This is a genomic window from Vreelandella mediterranea (assembly GCF_970647075.1).
The window spans coordinates 997,791-1,018,835 of record NZ_OZ310198.1; the positions used below are offsets into that span (position 1 = coordinate 997,791).

Consider the following 21,045-nt stretch of genomic DNA (forward strand, 5'->3'; position numbering starts at 1 on the left):
CCGCCGGCTAACGTTTCGCCCCGCCGGCAGGGCAACAGCGATGTCGCTGCGTTTTGCAGTGATGCCGATACCACCCCATCAGTGTAGGGTGACCGAGAGATGCAACAAGGCATAATGGAGTTGATGTGGCGTTCCTCTCACGTTAGTGGCGGCAATGTTCACTACGTGGAAGCGCTTTACGAGCAGTACCTCGACGATCCCGATTCTGTCACCGACGAATGGCGCCGTTATTTTGACGAACTGCGTAAGTCCGATGACAGTGCCTCCCAGGATGTTCCACTTAGCCCCATCCGTGATCAGTTCTACCAGCTAGGGCGCGAAAAACGCCCGGGCCAGGGCGCTGCCCAGGCAAGCGGTGGTGAGAACAAAAAGCAGGTCAAAGTCCTGCAGTTGATCAACGCGTACCGCTTTCGTGGCCATCAAAAGGCGAATATCGACCCGCTGGGTCTGCGTAATCCTACCCCCATTCCGGATCTTGATCTGTCCTTTCACCAGCTTTCAAAAGCGGATCTCGATACCGAATTTCAAACCGGCTCTTTCTTTCTAGGGATCGACAAGGCCCCGCTTCGGGATATCGTCGAGGCGCTGGAGCAGACCTACTGTCGCTCCATCGGCTGCGAGATCATGCACATTGTCGATACCGAAGAGAAGCGCTGGTTGCAGCGTCGTTTCGAGTCGGTAAGAAGCGCGCCCAAGTTCAGTGACGACGTGCGTAAGCACGTGCTCGAACGCCTGACCGCCGCGGAAGGCCTCGAGAACTATCTGGCCTCCAAGTACCCGGGCACCAAGCGTTTCGGTCTGGAAGGTGGCGAAACCTTCGTACCCATGATGGACGAGCTGATCCAGCGCGCCGGTGGTTACGGTACCAAGGAAGTCGTCATCGGTATGGCCCACCGCGGGCGCTTGAACCTGTTGGTCAATATTTTGGGTAAAAACCCGGCAGATTTGATCGACGAGTTCGACGGCAAGAAAGTCATCGAGCGCGGCTCCGGCGACGTCAAATACCACCAGGGCTTTAGCTCGAACGTCATGTCGCCCGGCGGTGAAGTCCACCTGGCCATGTCGTTCAACCCGTCGCACCTGGAAATCGTGGCACCGGTGGTCGAAGGGTCGGTTCGTGCACGTCAGGACCGCCGCCAGGATGAAGACGGCAGTAAAGTACTGCCGATCAACGTACACGGCGACGCGGCCTTTGCAGGTCAGGGTGTGGTGATGGAGACATTCCAGATGTCTCAAACCCGCGCCTACAAGACCGGCGGCACGGTCCATATCGTGATCAATAACCAGGTGGGTTTCACGACCTCTCACCCGGAAGACGCTCGCTCCACCGAATACTGCACCGATATCGCCAAGATGGTTCAGGCGCCGATTTTCCACGTCAACGGCGACGACCCGGACGCGGTGATTCACGCAACGCAAGTGGCGCTGGACTATCGTCAGCAGTTCAAGAAAGACGTCGTGATCGACCTGGTGTGCTACCGCCGCCGCGGCCACAACGAAGCGGACGAGCCCTCCGGCACCCAGCCGATGATGTACGCCAAAATCAAGGATCACGCTTCCTCGCGCACGCTCTACGCGCAGCGCCTGGTCGAGCAGAGCGTACTCTCGGAAGACGATGCCAAGGCAATGGTCGAAACCTACCGCGACGACCTGGTCGCCGGTAATCACGTCGCCAACGCCCTGGTGCAGGAGCCCAACAAGTCGCTGTTCGTCGATTGGGCGCCGTATCTGGGCCACGAGTGGTCCGGCGACACCGACACCTCCATCGATATGAAGCGCCTTCAGCAGCTGGCGGCCAAGATGTGCGAGATTCCGGACGGGATCGACGTGCAGCGCCAGGTCGGCAAGATCTATGAAGACCGCCGTAAAATGCAGGCGGGCGGTATGGGCGTGAACTGGGGCTTTGCCGAGACGCTGGCCTACGCCACGCTAGTGGATCAGAACCATCCGATCCGTATTACCGGCCAGGACGTGGGCCGCGGCACCTTCTCGCACCGTCATGCCGTGATTCACAATCAGAAAGACGGCAGCACCTACGTGCCGCTGCAGAATATCAAAGACGGTCAGCCGCGCTTCACCATTCACGACTCGATCCTGTCGGAAGAAGCCGTATTGGCCTTCGAGTACGGCTACTCGACCACCGCGCCCAACGACCTGGTCATTTGGGAAGCCCAGTTCGGCGACTTCTTCAACGGCGCTCAGGTGGTGGTGGATCAGTTCATCTCCTCCGGCGAGACCAAGTGGGGAAGGCTTTGTGGTCTGACCATGCTGCTTCCCCACGGCTACGAAGGTCAGGGGCCCGAGCACTCCTCGGCGCGTCTGGAGCGGTTTTTGCAAATGTGCGCCGAGCACAACATGCAGGTGTGCGTACCGACCACGCCGGCGCAGATTTTCCATCTGCTGCGCCGTCAGGTCATTCGCCCGCTACGCAAGCCGTTGATCGTCATGACGCCCAAGTCGCTACTGCGCCATAAAGAGGCGGTATCGAGCCTTGAAGATCTGGCCGAAGGCAAGTTCAACATGGTGCTGCCGGACCAAGCGGATCGCCCGGCGGAGGAGGTGACGCGGGTCATCATGTGTGCCGGCAAGGTCTATTACGATCTCGCTAACTGGCGTGCTGAAAACGAGCGCAACGATACGGCGATCCTCCGTCTGGAACAGCTCTACCCGTTCCCGAAGGACGAGCTTCTGGAAGTGCTCGAGACGTATCCCAACCTGGAAGACATCGTCTGGTGCCAGGAAGAGCCGATGAACCAGGGCGCTTGGTACCCCAGCCAGCACCACATGCGGATTGCGGCGGATACGCTCAAAAACGGCTTTGGCCGCGAATTGAAATTTGCAGGACGTCCGGCCTCTGCGGCTCCCGCGGCAGGCTATATGTCCGTTCATACAGAACAGCAGCGCCAGCTGGTGGAAGACGCTTTTAATTTATAAGCGCCACCGGGTTTAGAGAACCTATTAAGGGAAATGACATGGCTACTGATATCAAAGCGCCAACCTTTCCGGAATCCGTTGCCGAAGGCACGGTAGCCGCGTGGCACAAAAAGCCGGGTGACAGCGTTGAGCGCGACGAGCTGATTGTTGAGATCGAAACCGACAAGGTGGTGCTCGAGGTCGTGGCACCGGAAGCGGGTACGCTTTCCGACGTGCTGGCCGAAGAGGGCGACACCGTCGAGTCCGAGCAGGTACTGGGCAAGATCGGCGAAGCAAGCGGCGGCGGCAAGTCCGACGAAGGCGAAGAGAAAGCCGAAAAGTCCGAGAAAGAGGACGGCGGCGACGCTAAAGACGACGGCGCCAAGCAAGAGAAGCAAGACGACAAGAAAGAAGAGAAGCAAGAAGAGAAGAAAGCCGGCGGCGGTAAGCAACATGACGTCAAAGCGCCGAGCTTCCCGGAATCCGTTCAGGAAGGCACCGTTGCCACCTGGCACAAGAAAGTCGGCGAAGCGGTCAAGCGCGATGAAGTGCTGGCCGACATCGAAACCGACAAGGTCGTGCTGGAAGTCGTGGCACCCGCCGATGGCGCGCTTGCCGAGATCAAGGCCGAAGAGGGCAGCCAGGTCGAGTCTGAAGCCGTACTGGCGATCTTCTCCGAAGGCGGCGGTAGCGACAGCGGCGCAAGCGAAAGCAAAGGCGATGACAGCGCCGATAGCACCAGCGACGATGAAGGCGCCGACGAGAAAGTAGGCGACAAGATTGTGGCCCCGGCGGCGCGCAAGATGATCGCCGAAAACGACCTGGACGTTGCCAAGATCGAAGGCACCGGCAAGGGCGGTCGCGTTCTGAAAGAAGACGTGCAGAAAGCCGTGAAAGACGGCAGCGCCAAGAAAACGGCCAAGTCCTCCGCGCCGGCAGCGAAGAAAGCCGCTGCGGCCCCGGCCGCCGCCGAAGGCGAGCGTGCCGAGAAGCGCGTACCGATGACGCGCCTGCGCAAGACCATCGCCAAGCGTCTGGTCGAAGCGCAGCAAACCGCCGCCATGCTGACCACCTACAACGAGGTGGACATGGGCGCGGTCATGAACCTGCGCGCGCAGTACAAGGACACCTTCCAAAAGGCCCACGACGTCAAGCTCGGCTTCATGGGCTTCTTCGTCAAGGCCGCCGCCGAGGCGCTCAAGCGCTTCCCGGATGTCAACGCCTCGATTGACGGTGACGAGATCGTCTACCACGGTTACCAGGATATCGGCGTTGCCGTATCCACCGACCGCGGCCTGGTCGTGCCGGTACTGCGTGACACCGACGCCATGAAGGTCGCCGATGTCGAGAAAGGCATCGTCGACTTCGGCAAGCGGGCCCGCGATGGCAAGCTTGGTATCGACGAAATGCAGGGTGGTACCTTCACCATCACCAACGGCGGTATTTTCGGCTCGCTGCTCTCCACGCCGATCATCAACCCGCCGCAAACGGCCATTCTGGGTATGCACAAGATCCAGGAGCGCCCGATGGCGGTCAACGGCAAGGTCGAGGTTCGCCCGATGATGTACCTGGCGCTCTCCTACGATCACCGCATGATCGACGGTAAAGACGCGGTTCAGTTCCTGGTCACCATCAAGGAACTGCTGGAAGACCCGGCGCGCCTACTGCTGGACGTGTAACGATGCACGCGGCCAGGGTCAGCCCTTGGCCGCGTGATCGGGTGAGAGAACCTTGAGTTCGAGCGTTTTTATGTTATCGCACACGGCCCTTTGTCCATGATTTGATACGACGCGTATGCATTGATCCAGACAAAGCGTCACCAAGCGGAAGGAGCCAACATGGCTGACAAGTTTGATGTAATCGTTATCGGTGCCGGCCCCGGCGGCTACGTCGCTGCCATTCGCGCGGCCCAGCTCGGGCTGAACGTTGCCTGTGTCGAGAAGTGGATTGGCAAGGAAGGCAACGTGGTACACGGCGGCACCTGCCTGAACGTGGGTTGTATCCCGTCCAAGGCGCTGCTGGAAGCCTCGCACAAGTATGTCGAAGCCAAGCACGACTTCGACGACCTGGGGATCCAGGCAAGCGATGTCAGCATGGACATCACCAAGATGATGTCGCGTAAAGACACTATCGTTAAGAACCTGACCGGCGGCATCTCGGGCCTTTTCAAGGCCAACGGCGTCACCGCGATCGACGGTACCGGTAAAGTCGTGGGTAACAAGCAGGTCGAAGTCACCGATGTCGACGGCAACGCGACCAAGTACGAAGCCGAGAACATCGTGATCGCGGCGGGCTCGGTACCGGTCGAAATTCCGCCCACGCCGCTGACCGACGACCTGGTCGTCGACTCTACCGGCGCGCTTGAATTCAAGGAAGCGCCGAAGCGTTTGGGCGTGATCGGCGCCGGCGTTATCGGGCTCGAGCTTGGTAGCGTTTGGAACCGCCTGGGATCTGAAGTCACCGTGCTCGAAGCGATGGACGATTTCTTGCCGATGGTCGACACGACCGTTGCCAAGGACACCCAGAAGCTTCTCAAAAAGCAGGGCCTGGACATCAAACTCGGCGCCCGCGTAACCGGCTCCGAAGTGAAAGACAATGAAGTCGTCGTCAAGTACACCGACGGCGAAGGCGAGCAGGAAATCACCTTCGACAAGCTGATCGTTTGCGTTGGCCGCCGCCCGTACACCAAGGGTGTGATTGCCGACGACGTCAGCATTGAGCTCGACGAGCGTGGCTTCATCTTCGTCGATGACCAGTGCCGCACCAACGTGCCGGGCGTTTACGCGATCGGCGACTGCGTACGCGGTCAGATGCTGGCGCACAAGGCCTCGGAAGAGGGCATCATGGTGGCGGATATCATCGCCGGCCATAAAGCCGAGATGAACTATGACGCCATTCCCTGCGTGATCTACACTGCCCCGGAAGTGGCTTGGGTCGGTATGACCGAGCAGGACGCCAAGGCCAAGGGCATCGAAGTCAAAACCGGTACTTTCCCGTTTGCCGCCAGCGGCCGCGCCATGGCGAACAATGCCACCGAAGGTAGCGCGAAAGTCATCGCCGATGCAGAAACCGATCGCATCCTGGGTGTTCACATCGTTGGCCAGCATGCCGGCGAGTTGATCGCTCAGGCCGTGATCGCGATGGAGTTCGGCTCCAGCGCCGAAGATCTGGCGCTGACCTGCTATGCCCACCCCACCATGTCCGAGGCGGTTCACGAAGCCGCACTGGCCGTGGACGGGCACGCCATCCACATGGCGAACCGTAAAAAACGTAAGTAATTCTAGTAACGACCAGGCGCCACCTTCCGGTGGCGCAACGCTATCAGCCCGGCTTGCCGAGCTGATAGCACGGGGACAGCCGGTGCTCGGCACCGGTTGTCGTTCGAGTCACATGCAACCAATGGCATGAATCGATGAACCTTCACGAGTATCAAGGCAAGCAGCTGTTTGCTGATTATGGTCTGCCGGTGTCCAAGGGCTTTGCCGTGGACACGCCAGAAGAAGCGGTAGAAGCGTGCAAAAAAATCGGCGGCGAGATGTGGGTAGTCAAAGCCCAGGTCCACGCGGGCGGCCGCGGTAAAGCGGGCGGCGTGAAGCTGATCAAGGACCCCCAGGAAGCGAAGGCCTTCGCCGAGCAGTGGCTGGGCAAGAACCTGGTCACCTACCAGACTGACGAAAAAGGTCAGCCGGTTGCCAAGATTCTGGTCGAGAACTGCACCGATATCGCCGATGAGCTTTATCTGGGCGCCGTCGTCGACCGTACCAGCCGTCGCGTGGTCTTCATGGCCTCGACCGAAGGTGGTGTAGACATCGAAACGGTCGCCGAAGAGACACCGGAAAAGATTCTGAAAGCCGAGATCGACCCGCTGGTCGGCGCTCAGCCCTACCAGGCACGCGAACTCGCTTTCAAACTGGGCCTTAAAGGCGACCAGATCAAGCAGTTCACCAAGATCTTCCTGGGGCTTTCCAAGCTGTTCCACGACAAGGATCTGGCGCTTCTGGAAATCAACCCGCTGGTCATCACCGATGAAGGCAACCTGCACTGCCTCGACGCCAAACTGGGCCTCGACAGCAATGCGTTGTACCGTCATCCGGACCTGCAGGCGATGCGTGATCCGAGCCAGGAAGACCAGCGCGAAGCCGACGCGGCCAAGTGGGAGCTCAACTACGTAGCGCTCGACGGCAACATTGGCTGCATGGTCAACGGCGCGGGCCTTGCCATGGGTACCATGGACATCGTCAACCTGTCTGGCGGCAAACCGGCCAACTTCCTGGACGTAGGCGGCGGCGCGACCAAAGAGCGCGTGGCAGAAGCGTTCAAGATCATTTTGTCTGACGACAACGTCAAAGCCGTACTGGTCAACATCTTCGGCGGTATCGTGCGCTGCGACATGATCGCGGAAGGCATCATCGGCGCCGTCGAGCAGGTCGGTGTCAACGTGCCGGTCGTTGTGCGTCTGGAAGGTAACAACGCCGAGCTGGGTGCCGAGAAACTGGCGTCCAGCGGTCTGAACATCATCGCTGCCACCAGCCTGAGCGACGCGGCTCAGCAGGTTGTTAAAGCAGCGGAGGGCAAGTAATGAGTATCCTGATCGATAAGAACACCAAGGTCATCTGCCAAGGGTTCACCGGTGGCCAGGGCACGTTCCACTCCGAGCAGGCGATTGCCTACGGCACGCAAATGGTCGGTGGTGTAACGCCGGGTAAAGGCGGCCAGACGCACCTGGGCCTGCCGGTGTTCAACACCGTAGCGGAAGCAGTCGAGCAAACCGGCGCCGAAGCCAGCGTGATCTACGTACCGGCCGCGTTTTGTAAAGACTCCATCCTTGAAGCCGCCAACGCCGGCATCAAGCTGATCGTCTGCATCACCGAAGGTATCGCCACACTCGACATGCTCGACGCGAAAGTAAAATGCGACGAGCTCGGTGTTCGCCTGATCGGCCCGAACTGCCCCGGCGTCATCACCCCCGGTGAAACCAAAATCGGCATCATGCCGGGCCATATCCACCAGCCGGGCCGTGTCGGCATCGTATCCCGTTCGGGTACGTTGACCTATGAAGCGGTCAAGCAGACCACCGACCACGGCTTCGGCCAGTCGACCTGTGTCGGCATCGGTGGTGACCCGATCCCGGGCTCCAACTTCATCGACATCCTCGAGATGTTCGAGAAGGACCCGAAGACCGAAGCGATCGTCATGATCGGCGAGATCGGCGGCACCGCGGAAGAAGAAGCGGCGGCGTACATCAAGGACAACGTCTCCAAGCCGGTCGTTGCCTACATCGCAGGCGTTACCGCCCCTCCTGGCAAGCGTATGGGCCACGCGGGTGCGATCATCTCCGGCGGTAAAGGCACGGCGGACGACAAGTTCGGCGCCCTCGAAGCGGCGGGTGTCAAAACCGTACGTTCGCTGGCCGAAATCGGCGACGCGCTGAAAGAAGCCACCGGCTGGTAAGTCAGGCCGGTCGAGCTAGGCGCTTGTCGGTTGGAAAGCGCAAAAAGGGCACCTTCGGGTGCCCTTTTTTATGTCCGCATTTTGTAAAACTTAGCCGCGGCGTTGCAGACAGCGTGAGCCGAGCACGACGAACACCGGGGCCCCTACGGCCAAATAAAGGTGGTAGCTCACTAACCGCCAGACCAGCACCGCCGCGGCGACCTGCTCCGGCGCCATGAGTGGCAGTAAAAGTGTGCCCACGCCAAGCTCCGCCGCCCCGGCACCGCCGGGCAGAAAGCTCAGCTGGCTGGCCGCCATGGCCAGCATCTGCACCAGAAATGTCCAGAGCCACTCCGCCTGCCCGCCCACACCCAGCACCGCCATGTACAATAGGCTGTAACGCAGTACCCAGTGCAGCGCGGTGAGCAGCAGTATCGCGGCAAGCGTTCGCCCGGGTAGATGCAGCGTGACCCGCAGCGCGTGGCGACAGCGCAGCAGCCGCCGAATGAGCCAGCGCCTTTTAACGGCGTTGGGCCGCGCCGCCGGGCGCAGGCGTAAAAGCCTGGGCAGATAAACGATGACCAGCGCCACGCTCACCAGTAACGCGCCAAGGGCGAGCAGCGCGGCCTGAATAAGCCCCTGGTGGGGCCAGTCGACGATGCCGGTCAACGTGGCGGCGACCGCCACACCCAGCATGGTCAGAAAGAAAAGCGAGTCGCACCCCTGGTCGATCAGAAACATCGCCGTGCCCTTGGCCGGGGCAACGCCGCGCTTTGCCAGAAGCGCCAGCATCGTGACTGGGCCGCCGCTGCCGCCGGGGGTGGCGCACAGTGCGAACTTGGCGGCAAGCTCGATACCCAGCGCACCCGCCTGATTAGGCGCGCCTGGGTGAGCGCCCAGCATCAGCCGAAGCCTTAGCGCGTTCAGGTTCCAGCAGACGGCGGCCGTTGCCACCATGAGCGCCAAAAGCCCCAGCGGAAACGCCTGTACATGGCCAAGCGCGGCCCGCCCGCCGGCAAGCGATGTCAGCAGAAGCGGCGTGATGAGTGCGATGAGTAGCAGCACCGCGTGCAACGGGCGCGGTCGCCATCGGGATTTACCTTGTATAAGAGCGGGGGCGGGCATGGGCCGGCTCGCTTTGATGTAGCGCTCGATAGTGCTCGTATAGTTGGTGGATCACTACATCCCAGCCGAAGCGACGCTCGACATAGTGGCGCGCGTAGCGCCCGCTGGCGGCGATGTCGTTATCGAACAGCGCGCTGCAGGCCTGGGCCATGGCGGTAGGGTCGAGCGGCGGGCACAGCACGCCGCCGCCCAGGGGCACGTTCTCGATCAGGGCGCCGGCGCGGGCGCCGATGACCGGCAGGCCACTGGCCATCGCCTCCTGGGCAATCAACCCAAAGGTTTCCCGTGTACCGGCGTGGAGCAGGGCGTCGCTGCTGGCAAGCGCGGCGGCCACCTCGTGCACGCCGCAGCAGCGGCTGACCGCGGTGACGTTATCCGGTACGCGGGTGGGCATCCCAGGGCCCATCAGCAGCAGGTGGTAGTCCGGCCCTAGGCGTTTCATGGTGGCCAGCAGCACGTCGATGTTCTTCTCGCGAGAGTAGCGGCCGACGAAAATGAGCAGGCGCTTGTTCTCCTTGATACCCAAGCGTTGGCGAAGGTGCGGGTCGAAGTGGCCGGGATGAAACCGCTCGAGATCCACCCCCAATGGCTGCACGTGCACGTTCTCTACACCCCACTGCGTGAGGCGGTCGGCCATGGCTTGGCAAGGGGCGAGCACGCTGTCAAAGCGGCGGTAGAGGTCGGCCACGTAGCGGATCAAGCGGCGCTCGACGCGCCGCCCGAAGCGGTCGCCCATCAGTCGCGGCAAATCCGAGTGGTAAAACCCGACCACCGGCACGCCCAAGCGCTGACCAGCGTCCAGCGCGGCCCAGGCGGTCACGTAGGGGTCGCCGGCCTCGATGATGTCCGGCGCTAATTCGATCAGCGCATCCCGCCAGGGCGCGCCGCGTAGCGGAAACCGGTAGCCCTGGCCCAGCGGAAGGCGCAGGGCAGGCAGCGTATGGTGCTCGCCCAGGCTATCGCGCTCGGCGCCGGGTACCAGCAGGCTACAGCGGGCACCGGCTTTTTGCAGTACGCGGTGTTTGGCTTGCAGGTAGGTGCGCACGCCGCCGCTGGCCGGGGCGTGAAACATGGTGATATCGGCAATATGCAAGGTCGTCTCCGCGCCATACAAGGGTCATTCATCACCATAGCCAACGAATAAGTCAGTTATGCGACAGGGCGAGTATGCTTTGGGCGCTGCAAATTCTGTCGCTTGCGAAAAACCTTGCTTAAACCCCAATACCATCTAATATAACATCCATATGGATGGTATATGGAATCCATGGGGATTGAAAATAGCTTCTCACCCGATAGGAGCGCTCATGAGCGTACACGAATTGCGCCGCAAGCCCGGCGACACCAACGAGAAAATCACCATTAACCTCGGCGTCGTCGATCTGGGCCAAATCGACCTGCTGGTGCAGGAGGGCTTTTACTCCAACCGAACCGATTTGATCCGTACCGCCATTCGCAACCAGCTGGCAAGCCACGCCGACGTCGTCAAGGAGACTGTCTCGCGCAAGGCGTTCGTGCTGGGGCTTGAACACTACAGCCGCGCGGATCTCGAAGCGCTAAAGGCCAATGGCGAAACCCTGCAAATCCAGGTGCTGGGGCTGGCCACCATTGCCGACGATGTAACGCCGGAACTTGCCGCCGCGACGATCGAATCCGTCGTCGTGCTTGGCGCCCTGCATGCAAGCAAGGCGGTCAAGGCCGCTCTGGCTGGTCGCATCCACTGATGTATTGACGAGGGCTTTGACCATGATCGATGCCACCATGACCCAACGAATGCAAGAAGCGACGCGGCTGACCCGCGCCGGCAGGCTTTCCGAGGCCATGCAGATGTTGCAAGGCCAAGACCCGATGCCCGAGCGCCAAGCGACACCGGCGGCCGCTCAAGAGGGTAATGTGTTCGAAAGTACCTGCGAGACGATCGGCGAGAAGACGTTTACGGCGTTCACATCGGGATCGTCGGGGCCTGGGCACAAGCGCCAAGGCTTTCGCTTTCGCGATCAATGGGCGGGCTTTCAAGCCGGCGCCGGGCCGCAGGCACCGGCCGCGCACGAAACGCCCAGCCCCGGCGCCTTCACCGCGGGGCGCTTTGAAAACCGTGCCGGTACCCGGGACTATAAACTCTTTATGCCCAGCGGCTACCACGGCCAGGCGCTGCCCCTGGTCGTCATGCTCCACGGCTGTACCCAAAACCCGGACGACTTCGCCGCCGGCACCCAAATGAACGCGCTGGCCGAAGCGCAAACCTTCTGCGTGCTCTACCCGGCTCAGCCGCAAAGCGCCAATACCTCGAAGTGCTGGAACTGGTTCAAGGCCGGCGACCAGCGCCGTGAAGGTGGCGAGCCCGAGGTGCTGGCGGGGATGACCCGAGAGATCGTCAATACCCACGGGCTCGACGCCGCCCGGGTATACGTAGCCGGGCTCTCCGCCGGCGGCGCCATGGCGACCACGCTTGCCATGACCTACCCGGAACTCTTCGCCGCGGTGGGGGTGCACTCCGGGCTGCCTCATGGCGTTGCCAAGAGCCTCCCGGATGCGCTGGCGGCCATGCAGGGCGGAAGACCGGTACCGGGCGGGGCGAGTGAAGGTTTTGCCTCGAACGTGCCGGCGATCATCTTTCACGGCGACCGGGACAGCACCGTGCATTTGAACAATGCCGAACGCGTGGCGAGCCAATATGTCGCCAGCAAAGCCACACCAGGCGATGCGAAGGCAGGGCAGGTGGCTGGCGGCCACGGCTATACGCGCACGGTCCATCGCGACGCCCAGGGCGAAACGCGCCTGGAGCAGTGGCGCATTCACGGCGCCGGTCACGCCTGGGCGGGCGGCAGCGCTCGGGGAAGCTACACCGACCCCAAAGGGCCGGATGCCTCGAAGGAGATGCTGCGCTTTTTCTTTGAGCATCAGTTGAAAGGTGAGTTGTGAGTCGTGAGTCGTGAGTCGTGAATGGTGAGTCGGGTGGGGCGCCGGGGGGCAGCGTATAAAAAAGCAGCGGCGCCTTTGGCGCCGCTGCTCTGTGGGGAGACCGGTACGGGATTACTCGGCGGGCTTGGCCACCAGCGAGCGGGTCTCTTCGCGGGCCTCGGTGAGCTGCACGCGCAGGGCGTCGCCGAGCTTGTAGCGCTCTTCACCCTCGATCTGGATGCGGCCTTCCTTGTCGTCGATCACCACCTTGCTGCGGTCGCTATGCATCAAGGGGGCCGGGACGAAGGCCGTGGCGCCGTTTTCGACCAGGCGAACGCGCATGCCGCCGCGGTTGATCGCGATGATTTCCGCGTCGAAGCCATCCTGGTTCTGAGCGGCGCTGGTCAAAAAGCGTACGTAGAGCCAGTCTTTCACGTCGCGCTCGGCCATGCGGTTCAGGCGACGGCGCTCGGTGAGCTGCTCGGTGAGCGCTTGGCTCGCCTCGGCCGGGGCCTGCTCGCCTTTCAGCACGCGCTTGATCAAGCGGTGGTTGACCATATCGCCGTACTTACGAATCGGCGAGGTCCAGGTGGCGTAGGCGGCTAGCCCTAAGCCAAAGTGCGGCCCGGGCTGGGCGGACATGCTGGTAAAGCCCTGGAAGCGGCGCAGACGGGCATCGAGCCAGGCATCGTCGCGGCTTTCGAGTGCGCGCTTAAGATCCTTGTAATGGTCCAGGTCGGTCAGCGCCTCGAGGGCTACTTCGATGTCTTGGCCGGCCAAAAACTCCTGGGCGGCTTCGGCTTTGTCCGACTCGAACGCACGGTGCACGTTGAAGATGCCGTGACCGATGTTGGCAGCGAGAAAGTCCGCACAGCAGGCGTTGGCGGCGATCATCGACTCTTCGATCATGCGGTTGGCGATGCGGCGATCTTCGGTGTTGATCGCCAGCACGTTACCGGCTTCGTCGAGCTCGAACACGTAGTCCGGGCGGTCCTTGAAGACCAGCGCGTGCTCGTTACGCCAGGCGGTGCGTGCCTCGGTAAGCGCCTGAAGCGCTTTGAGCTGCTCGGCGATGTTGTCCGCCGGCGCCCAGTCGCCTTCACCGTCGATCCAATCCGACACCCGGTCGTAAACGAGCTTGGCATGGGACTGCACGTCGGCGGCGAAGAAGCGGTAGTCGCCCAGCCGGCCGTCAGCGTGGATGGTCAGCGTGCAGGCCAGCGCCGGGCGGCTCTTGCCTTCCCACAACGAGCAAAGATCGTCGGCCAGCTGCTCGGGCAGCATGGTGACGTTCTGGCCCGGCAGGTAAACGGTGAACGCACGCACTCGCGCTTCCAGATCCGCCGCGTGCGCTTCGTCGACATAAGCGGTCGGGTCGGCGATCGCCACCGACAAATCCCAGCCGCCGTCGTCGCGGGTGGTGATGCGCAGGGCATCGTCCATGTCCTTGGTCTTTTCACCGTCGATGGTGAAGAAGGGCTCGGCGGTAAGATCTTCCCGAGTCAGGCCTTCATCGCGCAGTGGCCAGTCGTTGCCGGCTTCCGGGCTTGCCTGCTCCAGGGCGTGGCGAGCCAGGGTCACGCGCCAGGGCACCGCCGGGTTGTCGGACTTGGCCACCAGTTCGTCGATCTGAGCGAAAAAGCCGCGGTCGTTCTCTTTCATCGGGTGGCGCACCAGCCGCGCGACGACCCAGTCGCCGTCGGCAATGGTCGATTCATCGAGGCTGTTCTTGATGCGCGACTTGATGACGTTGCGAATCGACGGGTGATCCGGCACCACGGCCAGGCGGTCTTCGCGCTTTTGAACGCGGGCCACGAAGCGGTCGAGCCCGGCTTCGAGCAGCTTTTCCGGCTCGACGGATTTCTTGTCGCCGTTTTCATGAATCACCGCCTCGACGCGGTCGCCGTGAATGACCTGCTTCATGGCGGGGGGCGGCACGAAATAGGACTCGCCCCCTTCGGTTTCTAGAAAGCCGAAACCTTTTTCGGTGGCCTTGATCACGCCTTCGACGCGGGGCGTGGTATCACGAATCTGTTGCTTGAGCTGGGCAAGCGCGGAGTTATTTTGCAGCATGTGTTCAATCAGTTGGCGAGAGTAGCCTGCCACTATACGGATTCCCGCTCACCGCGCCAATTACCCGCCGCGATGAAGTCGCCGCGCGGGCGTAAGGTCAATGACTTACCCGCGCTTTGTATAATCGGTTAAGCTGAAAGACCCTTATAAACCCCAAAGAGCGACCATTTGAGAGGAGCGTGCGATGACCCCCCGGCTGATTGTTTCCGATTTGGATGGAACGCTTTTAGGAAGCGATCACGTGTTGCACGAGAGCACCAAGGAGGTACTGCGCGCCCTGGTCGAGCAGGGCCACCACCTGACCCTGGCCTCCGGCCGCCACTACCTGGACATGCGGGTGTTTCGCGACGAGCTCAATGTGCCCATGCACCTGATCAGCAGCAACGGGGCCTACACCCACGCCCCGGACGACACGCTGCTGAGCGCCCACCACGTGAAGCCTGAGAAGGCCCGCGCATTGATCGATCTACCGCGCCCGGCGGATGTCCGACTGAGCCTTTATGTGGATGACGCCTGGTATATCGATGCCGCCTCGCCTGGGCACCTGGCCATGCACGCCGCTACGGGCTTCGTCTATCAGGTCGTTTCGCCGGCCAACATGCCCGCCGAAGGTATCGGCAAGGTGCTTTACGGCGGCGAACCCGAGGCGCTTGCCAAGATCGAGGCAACGGTGCGCGACATTAGCGACGGCGAGTTGCACGTTACTTACTCGACTCCGGAGTCGCTCGAGATCATGGCGGGTAACGTCAACAAGGGCGTCGCCTTGAAAGCGCTGCTCGAACGTTTGGGTGTCGAGGCCGAGCAGTGCCTGGCCTTTGGCGATAACTTGAACGACATCGAAATGCTGAGCCTGGCAGGCGAGGCGCACTTCATGGCCAATGCCCACCCGGAAATGGCCGGGCGCCTGGGGCGTGGCCGTCAAATAGGCCACCACGGCGAAGCCGGGGTCGCCGCGCTTTTGCGCGAGCGCTTTGGGCTTTGAGCCAAGGGCTGTGATCGGGTTACCACCTTAGTCGATAGTCGCTTGTGGTCGGCAGGGCTCTCCACCATTATCTAGCGCGAAAAAGATAATAACGACGATAATAAAAGATAGGGAGCCCGCTACTATGACCCACGCGTCTGATTGCGTGATGATCGTCGACGACGACCCGGAAATTTGCGAGCTGTTGGCGGATTACCTGGGCCGCCACGGCTACCAGGTGCTGACCGCCGACAGTGCGCAGTCGCTCTACGCCACACTGGACGAGCAAACGCCGAGTCTGGTGCTGGTGGATGTGATGATGCCCGGCGACGACGGCTTCGCCGTTTGCCGGGCGCTTCGCCGCCAGGGCGATATGCCGATCATCATGCTCACCGCAAGCAGTGATGAAACCGACCGGATTCTCGGCCTGGAGCTGGGCGCCGACGACTATATGGCCAAGCCCTTCAACCCGCGTGAGCTTTTAGCGCGTATCAAAGCGGTGCTGCGGCGCACTCGCGCCGGTTTTGAGCCACCCAGCGCCGGCCACGCCCGCTGGGTGCGCTTTGGCCCCTGGCAGCTGGATCGTACCACCCGCGAGCTGGTGGATCAGGGCGGGGCGCATACGTCGCTCTCCGGCGCGGATTTTCAACTGCTGCAGGTGTTTCTCGAGCGCCCGGCCACGGTGATCACCCGGGATGATCTTTATACGCTGTCACGCGGGCGCCACGCGCCGCCGCTGGATCGTTCCATCGACGTTCACGTTTGCAGGCTACGCCAGCGCTTGGGCGAGGACGCCCAGCACTCGCAGCTGATTCGCACCGTGCGCGGCGCGGGCTACGTGCTCACCGCCCAGGTCGAAGCCGTCGTGTGAGCACGCTCAGAGGCGTCTTGAAACGCTGTCTGCCGAGTACGCTGCGCGGACGCTTCGTGATCATCATGATTGCCGGGGTGCTGGCGGCTCAGGCAGCAAGCTACGCGCTCTGGAGCTCCCAGGTGCGCGCCAGCCAGCTCGAACAGCTCGACGAGCTATCCAACAACATGGCGCTGAGCATCGCCTCCACCATGAAGTTTTTCCGCTCGCTGCCGGTGGACTACCGCCATATCGTGCTCGACCAGCTACGCAACATGGGCGGAACGCGCTTTTTCGTTAGCGTCAACGAGCGGCGTATTCCGGTGACCGATATCGGCAGCGGCGCTGAAAAAACGCTGGTGGTGGGTAACGTGCATCGTATTTTGACCCAGGAACTGGCCATCGACGACGTCGTGGTCGAGTTCTCGCGACCGGAAACCCTGCGCGTTTTCAACAACGAAGTACTGCTTCACGATTTACCGCCGCGCTGGGGCCAGCACAGCCTGCTGATGGAGCCGCTTTCGCCGCCGATTCTTGTGGTACAGCTCGAGCTTGCCCCGGACATGTGGCTTTACGTGGCCACGCTACTTGGCGTGCCGGATATCTTTAGCGGCTACCGCTGGCTTTCCGAAGAGCGCCTGCTGGTGGGCTTGCTGGTGCTGATGAGCGTACTGGCGCTCTCCTTTTGGGGCATTACCAGCGTAACCCGGCCTTTGGCGCGGCTCTCCAGCGCTGCCCGCCAGCTCGGCGATGACCTGGACCGCCCCCCGCTCAAGGAGAGCGGCCCCAAAGAGGTCGCCGCCACCGCGGTGGCGTTCAACCGTATGCAGCGGCGCATACGCGAGCAGATCGACGAGCGCGAACGGCTCTTCTCAGCGATTTCCCACGACCTTAAAACACCGATCACCCGGATGCGCCTGCGCGCCGAAATGCTCGACGACCCGCACCAACGGGCGCGCTTTTGCGCCTCGCTCGATGAGCTGAGCGAGCTCGTCAAAGGCGCGCTTGCCTCGGTGAAGGGGCTCGACCTGCACGAAGACCCCGCCGCGGTGGATATCGCCGCCCTGGCCACAACGCTTGCCGACGAGCTTGGCTTGCAAGGTGGCGAGGTCAGTGTGACAGGCCAGGCCGCGCCGCTTACGGCTAAGCCGCTGGCGCTCAAGCGCTGCCTGGCCAATCTCCTGGAAAACGCGGTGTTCTACGGCCAGCGCGCGGCGGTGCACATAAGCGATACGCCCGAGCAAATCACGATACGTATTCATGACGACGGCCCCGGTATTGCTCAAGACCAACGGGCGCGGGTTTTTTCACCGTTCGTGCGCCTGGAGGCCTCGCGCAGCCGCAACACCGGCGGCAGCGGCCTTGGGTTGGGCATCGCCCGGCATATCGCCCGCGCCCACGGCGGCGATATCACCTTGGCTAATCATCCACAAGGTGGGCTCGTCGCCACCCTGGTGCTGTTGCGCCACGCGCCTATTACAGGTTTGTAAGAAAACCCCAGGACTATGTAGTAAAGGGTAACTCCCGTTTGCAGGTATTGCGGCGTACTCTGCAGTAAGCGCTAGGCGTAACCATTCAAACGAACGATTCGAACGAACGATTCACTCAAACGGTTCGCTCAAGCGATTTATAAAAAACGATCTGACAATAACAACGCCAGGAGTCATCATGTCGACATTGCGTTTACCCTCGATGCGTCAGTCCGCCCTCAGCCTCGCGCTTGCGCTGGCCGCGACTACTTCTGCCCAGGCAAACGACGTCGAGGTCCTCCATTGGTGGACCTCCGGCGGCGAAGCGCGCGCGGCCAACGTGCTCAAGGAGCTTCTTGAGGCCGAAGGCTACGGCTGGGAAGACTTCGCCGTGGCCGGCGGCGGCGGCGAAACCGCCATGACGGTGCTCAAATCTCGTGCCATGTCCGGCAACCCGCCGTCGGCGGCGCAAATCAAGGGCCCGGAAATTCAGGAGTGGGGCGAGCTTGGCCTGCTGGGCGATCTGGACGACGTGGCCGCGCAGGAGGGCTGGAACGACCTGCTCCCCGAGGTGGTCGCCGATATCATGCGCTATGACGGCCAATACGTGGCCGTGCCCGCCAACGTTCATCGGGTGAACTGGCTGTGGGCGAACCCGGAGGTGCTGGACGCCGCCGGGGTGGAGATGCCGACCACCCTGGATGAGCTCTTCACCGCCGGTGAGGCGATCCGCGAGGCGGGCTTCGTGCCGCTTGCCCACGGCGGCCAGGACTGGCAGGACGCCACCGTGTTCGAGAGCGTGGTGATTGGAAGCCAGGGCGTGGATTTTTACCGCCAGTCGCTGGTGGAGCTCGACCCCGAGGCGCTGGGTAGCGATGAAATGATCAGCGCACTCGAGACCTTCAAGCGCCTGCGCGAGCTGATGGACGACGGCATGCCCGGGCGCGATTGGAACATCGCCACCAATATGGTGATCGAGGGGGATGCGGGCTTTCAGCTGATGGGGGATTGGGCCAAGGGTGAATTCACCGCCGCCGGGCTCACCGCCGGCGAGGACTACCTTTGCGCCGCGGCACCGGGAAGCGCGGACGCTTTCTCGTTCAATATCGACAGCCTCGCCATGTTCCGCGTCAGCGACGATGATGAGCGCGAAGCCCAGCAGGCGCTGGCCCGGCTGGTGCTCGAGCCTACCTTCCAGGAAGCCTTCAACTTGGCCAAGGGCTCGATCCCCGCGCGCCCGGACCTGGACATGAGTGAATTCGACAGCTGCGCCGAGCAGTCCTTGGCCGACTTCCAGCGCACCGCCGAAGACGGCGGCCTGGTGCCCAGCATGTCCCACGGCATGGCCGTGCGCGCCGATGTCCAGGGGGCGATCTTCGATGTCGTCACCAACTACTTCAACGACGCCGACATGCCTGCCGAGCAAGCCGCCGAGCGCCTGGTAAGTGCCGCGCAGACCGCTTCCTTCTAAAAGCCTTTTGATCAAGGTGCGCCGCCGCCCGGCGGCGCCACGCTGACAGGCGAACTCCCTATGAGCGACACAACTTTGCCCAAGGCCCATCGGCCGACGGTTTCCGGCTGGCTACAAGGCTGGCTTCCGCGGCTGGTGTTGGCCCCCTCCATTGCCATTACGCTGTTTTTCGTTTACGGCTTCATGCTCTGGACGTTCGTACTCTCGCTGACCAGCTCGCGGATGCTACCAAGCTACGACTTCGTTGGCTTTGGCCAGTACGCGCGACTCATGGCCAACGACCGCTGGTGGGTGGCCTCGACCAACCTGATGATCTTTGGCGTCTTGTTCGTCGCGGTGTGCCTGGTACTCGGGGCCGTGCTGGCGATTTTGCTGGATCAAAAAATCCGCCAAGAGGGGGCGCTTCGCACGATCTATCTTTACCCGATGGCGCTTTCGTTCATCGTCACTGGCGTGGTCTGGAAGTGGCTTTTGAACCCGCAGTTGGGGATCCAGGCCATGGTGCGCAGCTGGGGTTTCGAGTCGTTTCGTTTCGACTGGATCGTCGACCCGGACATGGCCATTTTCACCTTAGTGATCGCCGCGGTATGGCAGGCCTCGGGCTTCGTGATGGCGCTGTTTCTGGCGGGGCTTCGAGGTATCGACGACAGCATCATCAAGGCCGCCCAGCTCGACGGGGCGAGCCTGCCGCGCATCTATTGGCGCGTGGTCATGCCGTGCCTGCGCCCGGTGGTGTTCAGCGCGGTGATGATTCTTTCGCACATCGCCATCAAGAGCTTCGACCTGGTGGTAGCGCTGACCGGCGGCGGGCCCGGCTACGCAACGGACCTGCCCGCGACCTTCATGTACACCCACGCCTTCAATCGCGCCCAGATCGGGCTGGGCTCCGCCAGCGCCATGCTGATGCTCGGTGGCGTGCTGGCGATATTGATTCCTTATCTCTACTCCGAACTCAGGAGCCGCAAGCATGGCTAACGTGATTCGCCGCCAGTCCCCCGCGGCGCGCCTGTGGCGGTGGGGGCTCTACTTTGTGCTGATCGTCGCCGCGCTTTTCTACGTGCTGCCGCTGATCGTGATGCTGATGACCTCCTTCAAGCCACTCAGCGAGATCACCGCCGGGTCGCTTTTGTCGCTGCCGCAAAACCCGACCCTGGCGCCCTGGACCAAGGCCTGGGGCGAGGCGTGCACTGGCATGCGCTGCGAAGGCGTGGGGGGCTACTTCTGGAACTCCTTCGCCATCGTGATTCCTGCGGTGTTGATTTCGACCACGGTGGGCGCACTCAACGGCTACGCCTTGACCAAGTGGCGCTTCAAGGGCTCGGAGCTTGTATTCGCGCTGATGCTCTTTGGCTGCTTCATCCCGTTCCAGGTGGTGCTGTTGCCCATGGCGCAAACCCTTGGGTGGCTCGGGCTTTCGAGCTCACGGGCGGGCCTGGTGCTGGTCCACGTGGTGTTCGGCATCGCGTTTACCACGCTTTTTTTCCGTAACTTTTATGTGGGCATTCCCGACGAGCTGGTCTCGGCGGCCAAGCTCGACGGCGCCGGGTTCTTTCGCATCTTCTGGCGCATTTTGCTGCCGGTCTCGGCGCCGATCATCGTGGTGTCGATCATCTGGCAGTTCACCCAGATCTGGAACGACTTTTTGTTCGGCGTCGCGTTTTCCGGGCACAACACCCAGCCGGTGACCGTCGCACTCAACAACCTGGTGAACACCTCGACCGGGGTGAGCGAGTACAACGTCAACATGGCCGCGGCGATGATCGCCGCGCTTCCCACGCTCATCGTCTACGTGCTGGCGGGCAAATACTTCGTGCGCGGGTTAACGGCCGGGTCGGTGAAGGGCTAAGTCGTCGGT

The 21,045-nt window shown here is 62.0% G+C and carries 16 protein-coding genes; 13 read left to right on the top strand and 3 right to left on the bottom strand.

Annotated elements, in window-relative coordinates; all coding sequences use genetic code 11:
• Positions 1-99 precede the first annotated feature (99 nt).
• The 5 genes from ACWFVE_RS04705 (at position 100) to sucD (ending at position 8,364) form a co-directional block, all read left to right on the top strand.
• Complete coding sequence (locus ACWFVE_RS04705) at positions 100-2,934, top strand: 2-oxoglutarate dehydrogenase E1 component (RefSeq protein WP_447528135.1); 2,835 nt, start codon at positions 100-102, stop codon at positions 2,932-2,934.
• 38 nt (positions 2,935-2,972) lie between these two features.
• Complete coding sequence (odhB, locus tag ACWFVE_RS04710) at positions 2,973-4,592, top strand: 2-oxoglutarate dehydrogenase complex dihydrolipoyllysine-residue succinyltransferase (protein WP_447528136.1); 1,620 nt, start codon at positions 2,973-2,975, stop codon at positions 4,590-4,592.
• Positions 4,593-4,751: 159 nt separating this feature from the next.
• Positions 4,752-6,191: a dihydrolipoyl dehydrogenase gene (gene lpdA / locus ACWFVE_RS04715; protein ID WP_447528137.1), complete on the top strand. Its 1,440-nt coding sequence runs from the start codon at positions 4,752-4,754 to the stop codon at positions 6,189-6,191.
• A gap of 134 nt (positions 6,192-6,325) precedes the next feature.
• Positions 6,326-7,492, top strand: a complete 1,167-nt coding sequence (sucC, locus tag ACWFVE_RS04720) for an ADP-forming succinate--CoA ligase subunit beta (RefSeq protein WP_447528138.1) — start codon at positions 6,326-6,328, stop codon at positions 7,490-7,492.
• On the top strand, positions 7,492-8,364 hold the full coding sequence (sucD, locus tag ACWFVE_RS04725) for a succinate--CoA ligase subunit alpha (protein WP_447528139.1): 873 nt from the start codon (positions 7,492-7,494) through the stop codon (positions 8,362-8,364). The genes sucC and sucD overlap by 1 nt, the downstream gene beginning before the upstream one ends.
• A 90-nt stretch (positions 8,365-8,454) precedes the next feature.
• On the opposite strand, the gene ACWFVE_RS04730 is transcribed toward sucD, so the two are convergent.
• Both ACWFVE_RS04730 and ACWFVE_RS04735 read right to left on the bottom strand, forming a co-directional pair.
• Positions 8,455-9,468, bottom strand: coding sequence for a lysylphosphatidylglycerol synthase transmembrane domain-containing protein (locus ACWFVE_RS04730; protein ID WP_447528140.1), 1,014 nt, complete (start codon positions 9,466-9,468; stop codon positions 8,455-8,457).
• Positions 9,440-10,561, bottom strand: a complete 1,122-nt coding sequence (locus tag ACWFVE_RS04735) for a glycosyltransferase (protein WP_447528141.1) — start codon at positions 10,559-10,561, stop codon at positions 9,440-9,442. Before ACWFVE_RS04735 ends, ACWFVE_RS04730 begins: the two co-directional genes overlap by 29 nt.
• A gap of 211 nt (positions 10,562-10,772) precedes the next feature.
• Here ACWFVE_RS04735 and ACWFVE_RS04740 point away from each other — a divergent pair, with 211 nt between their 5' ends.
• Positions 10,773-11,189: a CopG family transcriptional regulator gene (locus tag ACWFVE_RS04740; protein ID WP_447528142.1), complete on the top strand. Its 417-nt coding sequence runs from the start codon at positions 10,773-10,775 to the stop codon at positions 11,187-11,189.
• Between the two features lie 22 nt (positions 11,190-11,211).
• Positions 11,212-12,387, top strand: coding sequence for an extracellular catalytic domain type 1 short-chain-length polyhydroxyalkanoate depolymerase (locus ACWFVE_RS04745; protein ID WP_447528143.1), 1,176 nt, complete (start codon positions 11,212-11,214; stop codon positions 12,385-12,387).
• A gap of 111 nt (positions 12,388-12,498) precedes the next feature.
• Here the strand turns inward: ACWFVE_RS04745 and ACWFVE_RS04750 are convergent, their stop codons facing one another.
• Entirely contained in the window at positions 12,499-14,439 is a 1,941-nt protein-coding gene (locus ACWFVE_RS04750) for an exoribonuclease II (RefSeq protein WP_447528144.1), read from the bottom strand.
• Positions 14,440-14,623: 184 nt separating this feature from the next.
• On the opposite strand from ACWFVE_RS04750, the gene ACWFVE_RS04755 reads away from it, so the two are divergent.
• The 6 genes from ACWFVE_RS04755 to ACWFVE_RS04780 all read left to right on the top strand — a co-directional run bounded on the left by ACWFVE_RS04755 (position 14,624) and on the right by ACWFVE_RS04780 (position 21,036).
• A complete protein-coding gene (locus ACWFVE_RS04755; RefSeq protein ID WP_447528145.1) occupies positions 14,624-15,421 on the top strand; it encodes an HAD family hydrolase in 798 nt (265 codons plus the stop codon).
• Positions 15,422-15,545: 124 nt separating this feature from the next.
• Positions 15,546-16,271 (top strand): response regulator, encoded by a 726-nt coding sequence (locus ACWFVE_RS04760; RefSeq protein ID WP_447528146.1) that lies wholly within the window; start codon positions 15,546-15,548, stop codon positions 16,269-16,271.
• A 65-nt stretch (positions 16,272-16,336) separates the two neighbouring features.
• Positions 16,337-17,740: an ATP-binding protein gene (locus tag ACWFVE_RS04765; protein ID WP_447530500.1), complete on the top strand. Its 1,404-nt coding sequence runs from the start codon at positions 16,337-16,339 to the stop codon at positions 17,738-17,740.
• A gap of 178 nt (positions 17,741-17,918) precedes the next feature.
• Positions 17,919-19,190, top strand: coding sequence for an ABC transporter substrate-binding protein (locus tag ACWFVE_RS04770; RefSeq protein WP_447528147.1), 1,272 nt, complete (start codon positions 17,919-17,921; stop codon positions 19,188-19,190).
• A 60-nt stretch (positions 19,191-19,250) separates the two neighbouring features.
• Positions 19,251-20,165 carry a carbohydrate ABC transporter permease gene (locus ACWFVE_RS04775; protein WP_447528148.1) on the top strand — a complete coding sequence of 305 codons (915 nt, stop codon included), beginning with the start codon at positions 19,251-19,253 and terminating at the stop codon, positions 20,163-20,165.
• Positions 20,158-21,036: a carbohydrate ABC transporter permease gene (locus tag ACWFVE_RS04780; RefSeq protein WP_447528149.1), complete on the top strand. Its 879-nt coding sequence runs from the start codon at positions 20,158-20,160 to the stop codon at positions 21,034-21,036. Before ACWFVE_RS04775 ends, ACWFVE_RS04780 begins: the two co-directional genes overlap by 8 nt.
• Positions 21,037-21,045 lie beyond the last annotated feature (9 nt).

Coding starts and splice junctions, on each gene's coding strand:
- ACWFVE_RS04760 (WP_447528146.1), top strand. CDS start 15,546: ATGACCCACGCGTCTGATTGCGTGATGATCGTCGACGACGACCCGGAA.
- ACWFVE_RS04705 (WP_447528135.1), top strand. CDS start 100: ATGCAACAAGGCATAATGGAGTTGATGTGGCGTTCCTCTCACGTTAGT.
- ACWFVE_RS04765 (WP_447530500.1), top strand. CDS start 16,337: ATGATTGCCGGGGTGCTGGCGGCTCAGGCAGCAAGCTACGCGCTCTGG.
- ACWFVE_RS04740 (WP_447528142.1), top strand. CDS start 10,773: ATGAGCGTACACGAATTGCGCCGCAAGCCCGGCGACACCAACGAGAAA.
- sucC (WP_447528138.1), top strand. CDS start 6,326: ATGAACCTTCACGAGTATCAAGGCAAGCAGCTGTTTGCTGATTATGGT.
- lpdA (WP_447528137.1), top strand. CDS start 4,752: ATGGCTGACAAGTTTGATGTAATCGTTATCGGTGCCGGCCCCGGCGGC.
- ACWFVE_RS04730 (WP_447528140.1), bottom strand. CDS start 9,468: ATGCCCGCCCCCGCTCTTATACAAGGTAAATCCCGATGGCGACCGCGC.
- ACWFVE_RS04775 (WP_447528148.1), top strand. CDS start 19,251: ATGAGCGACACAACTTTGCCCAAGGCCCATCGGCCGACGGTTTCCGGC.
- ACWFVE_RS04755 (WP_447528145.1), top strand. CDS start 14,624: ATGACCCCCCGGCTGATTGTTTCCGATTTGGATGGAACGCTTTTAGGA.
- ACWFVE_RS04770 (WP_447528147.1), top strand. CDS start 17,919: ATGTCGACATTGCGTTTACCCTCGATGCGTCAGTCCGCCCTCAGCCTC.
- odhB (WP_447528136.1), top strand. CDS start 2,973: ATGGCTACTGATATCAAAGCGCCAACCTTTCCGGAATCCGTTGCCGAA.
- sucD (WP_447528139.1), top strand. CDS start 7,492: ATGAGTATCCTGATCGATAAGAACACCAAGGTCATCTGCCAAGGGTTC.
- ACWFVE_RS04745 (WP_447528143.1), top strand. CDS start 11,212: ATGATCGATGCCACCATGACCCAACGAATGCAAGAAGCGACGCGGCTG.
- ACWFVE_RS04780 (WP_447528149.1), top strand. CDS start 20,158: ATGGCTAACGTGATTCGCCGCCAGTCCCCCGCGGCGCGCCTGTGGCGG.
- ACWFVE_RS04750 (WP_447528144.1), bottom strand. CDS start 14,439: ATGCTGCAAAATAACTCCGCGCTTGCCCAGCTCAAGCAACAGATTCGT.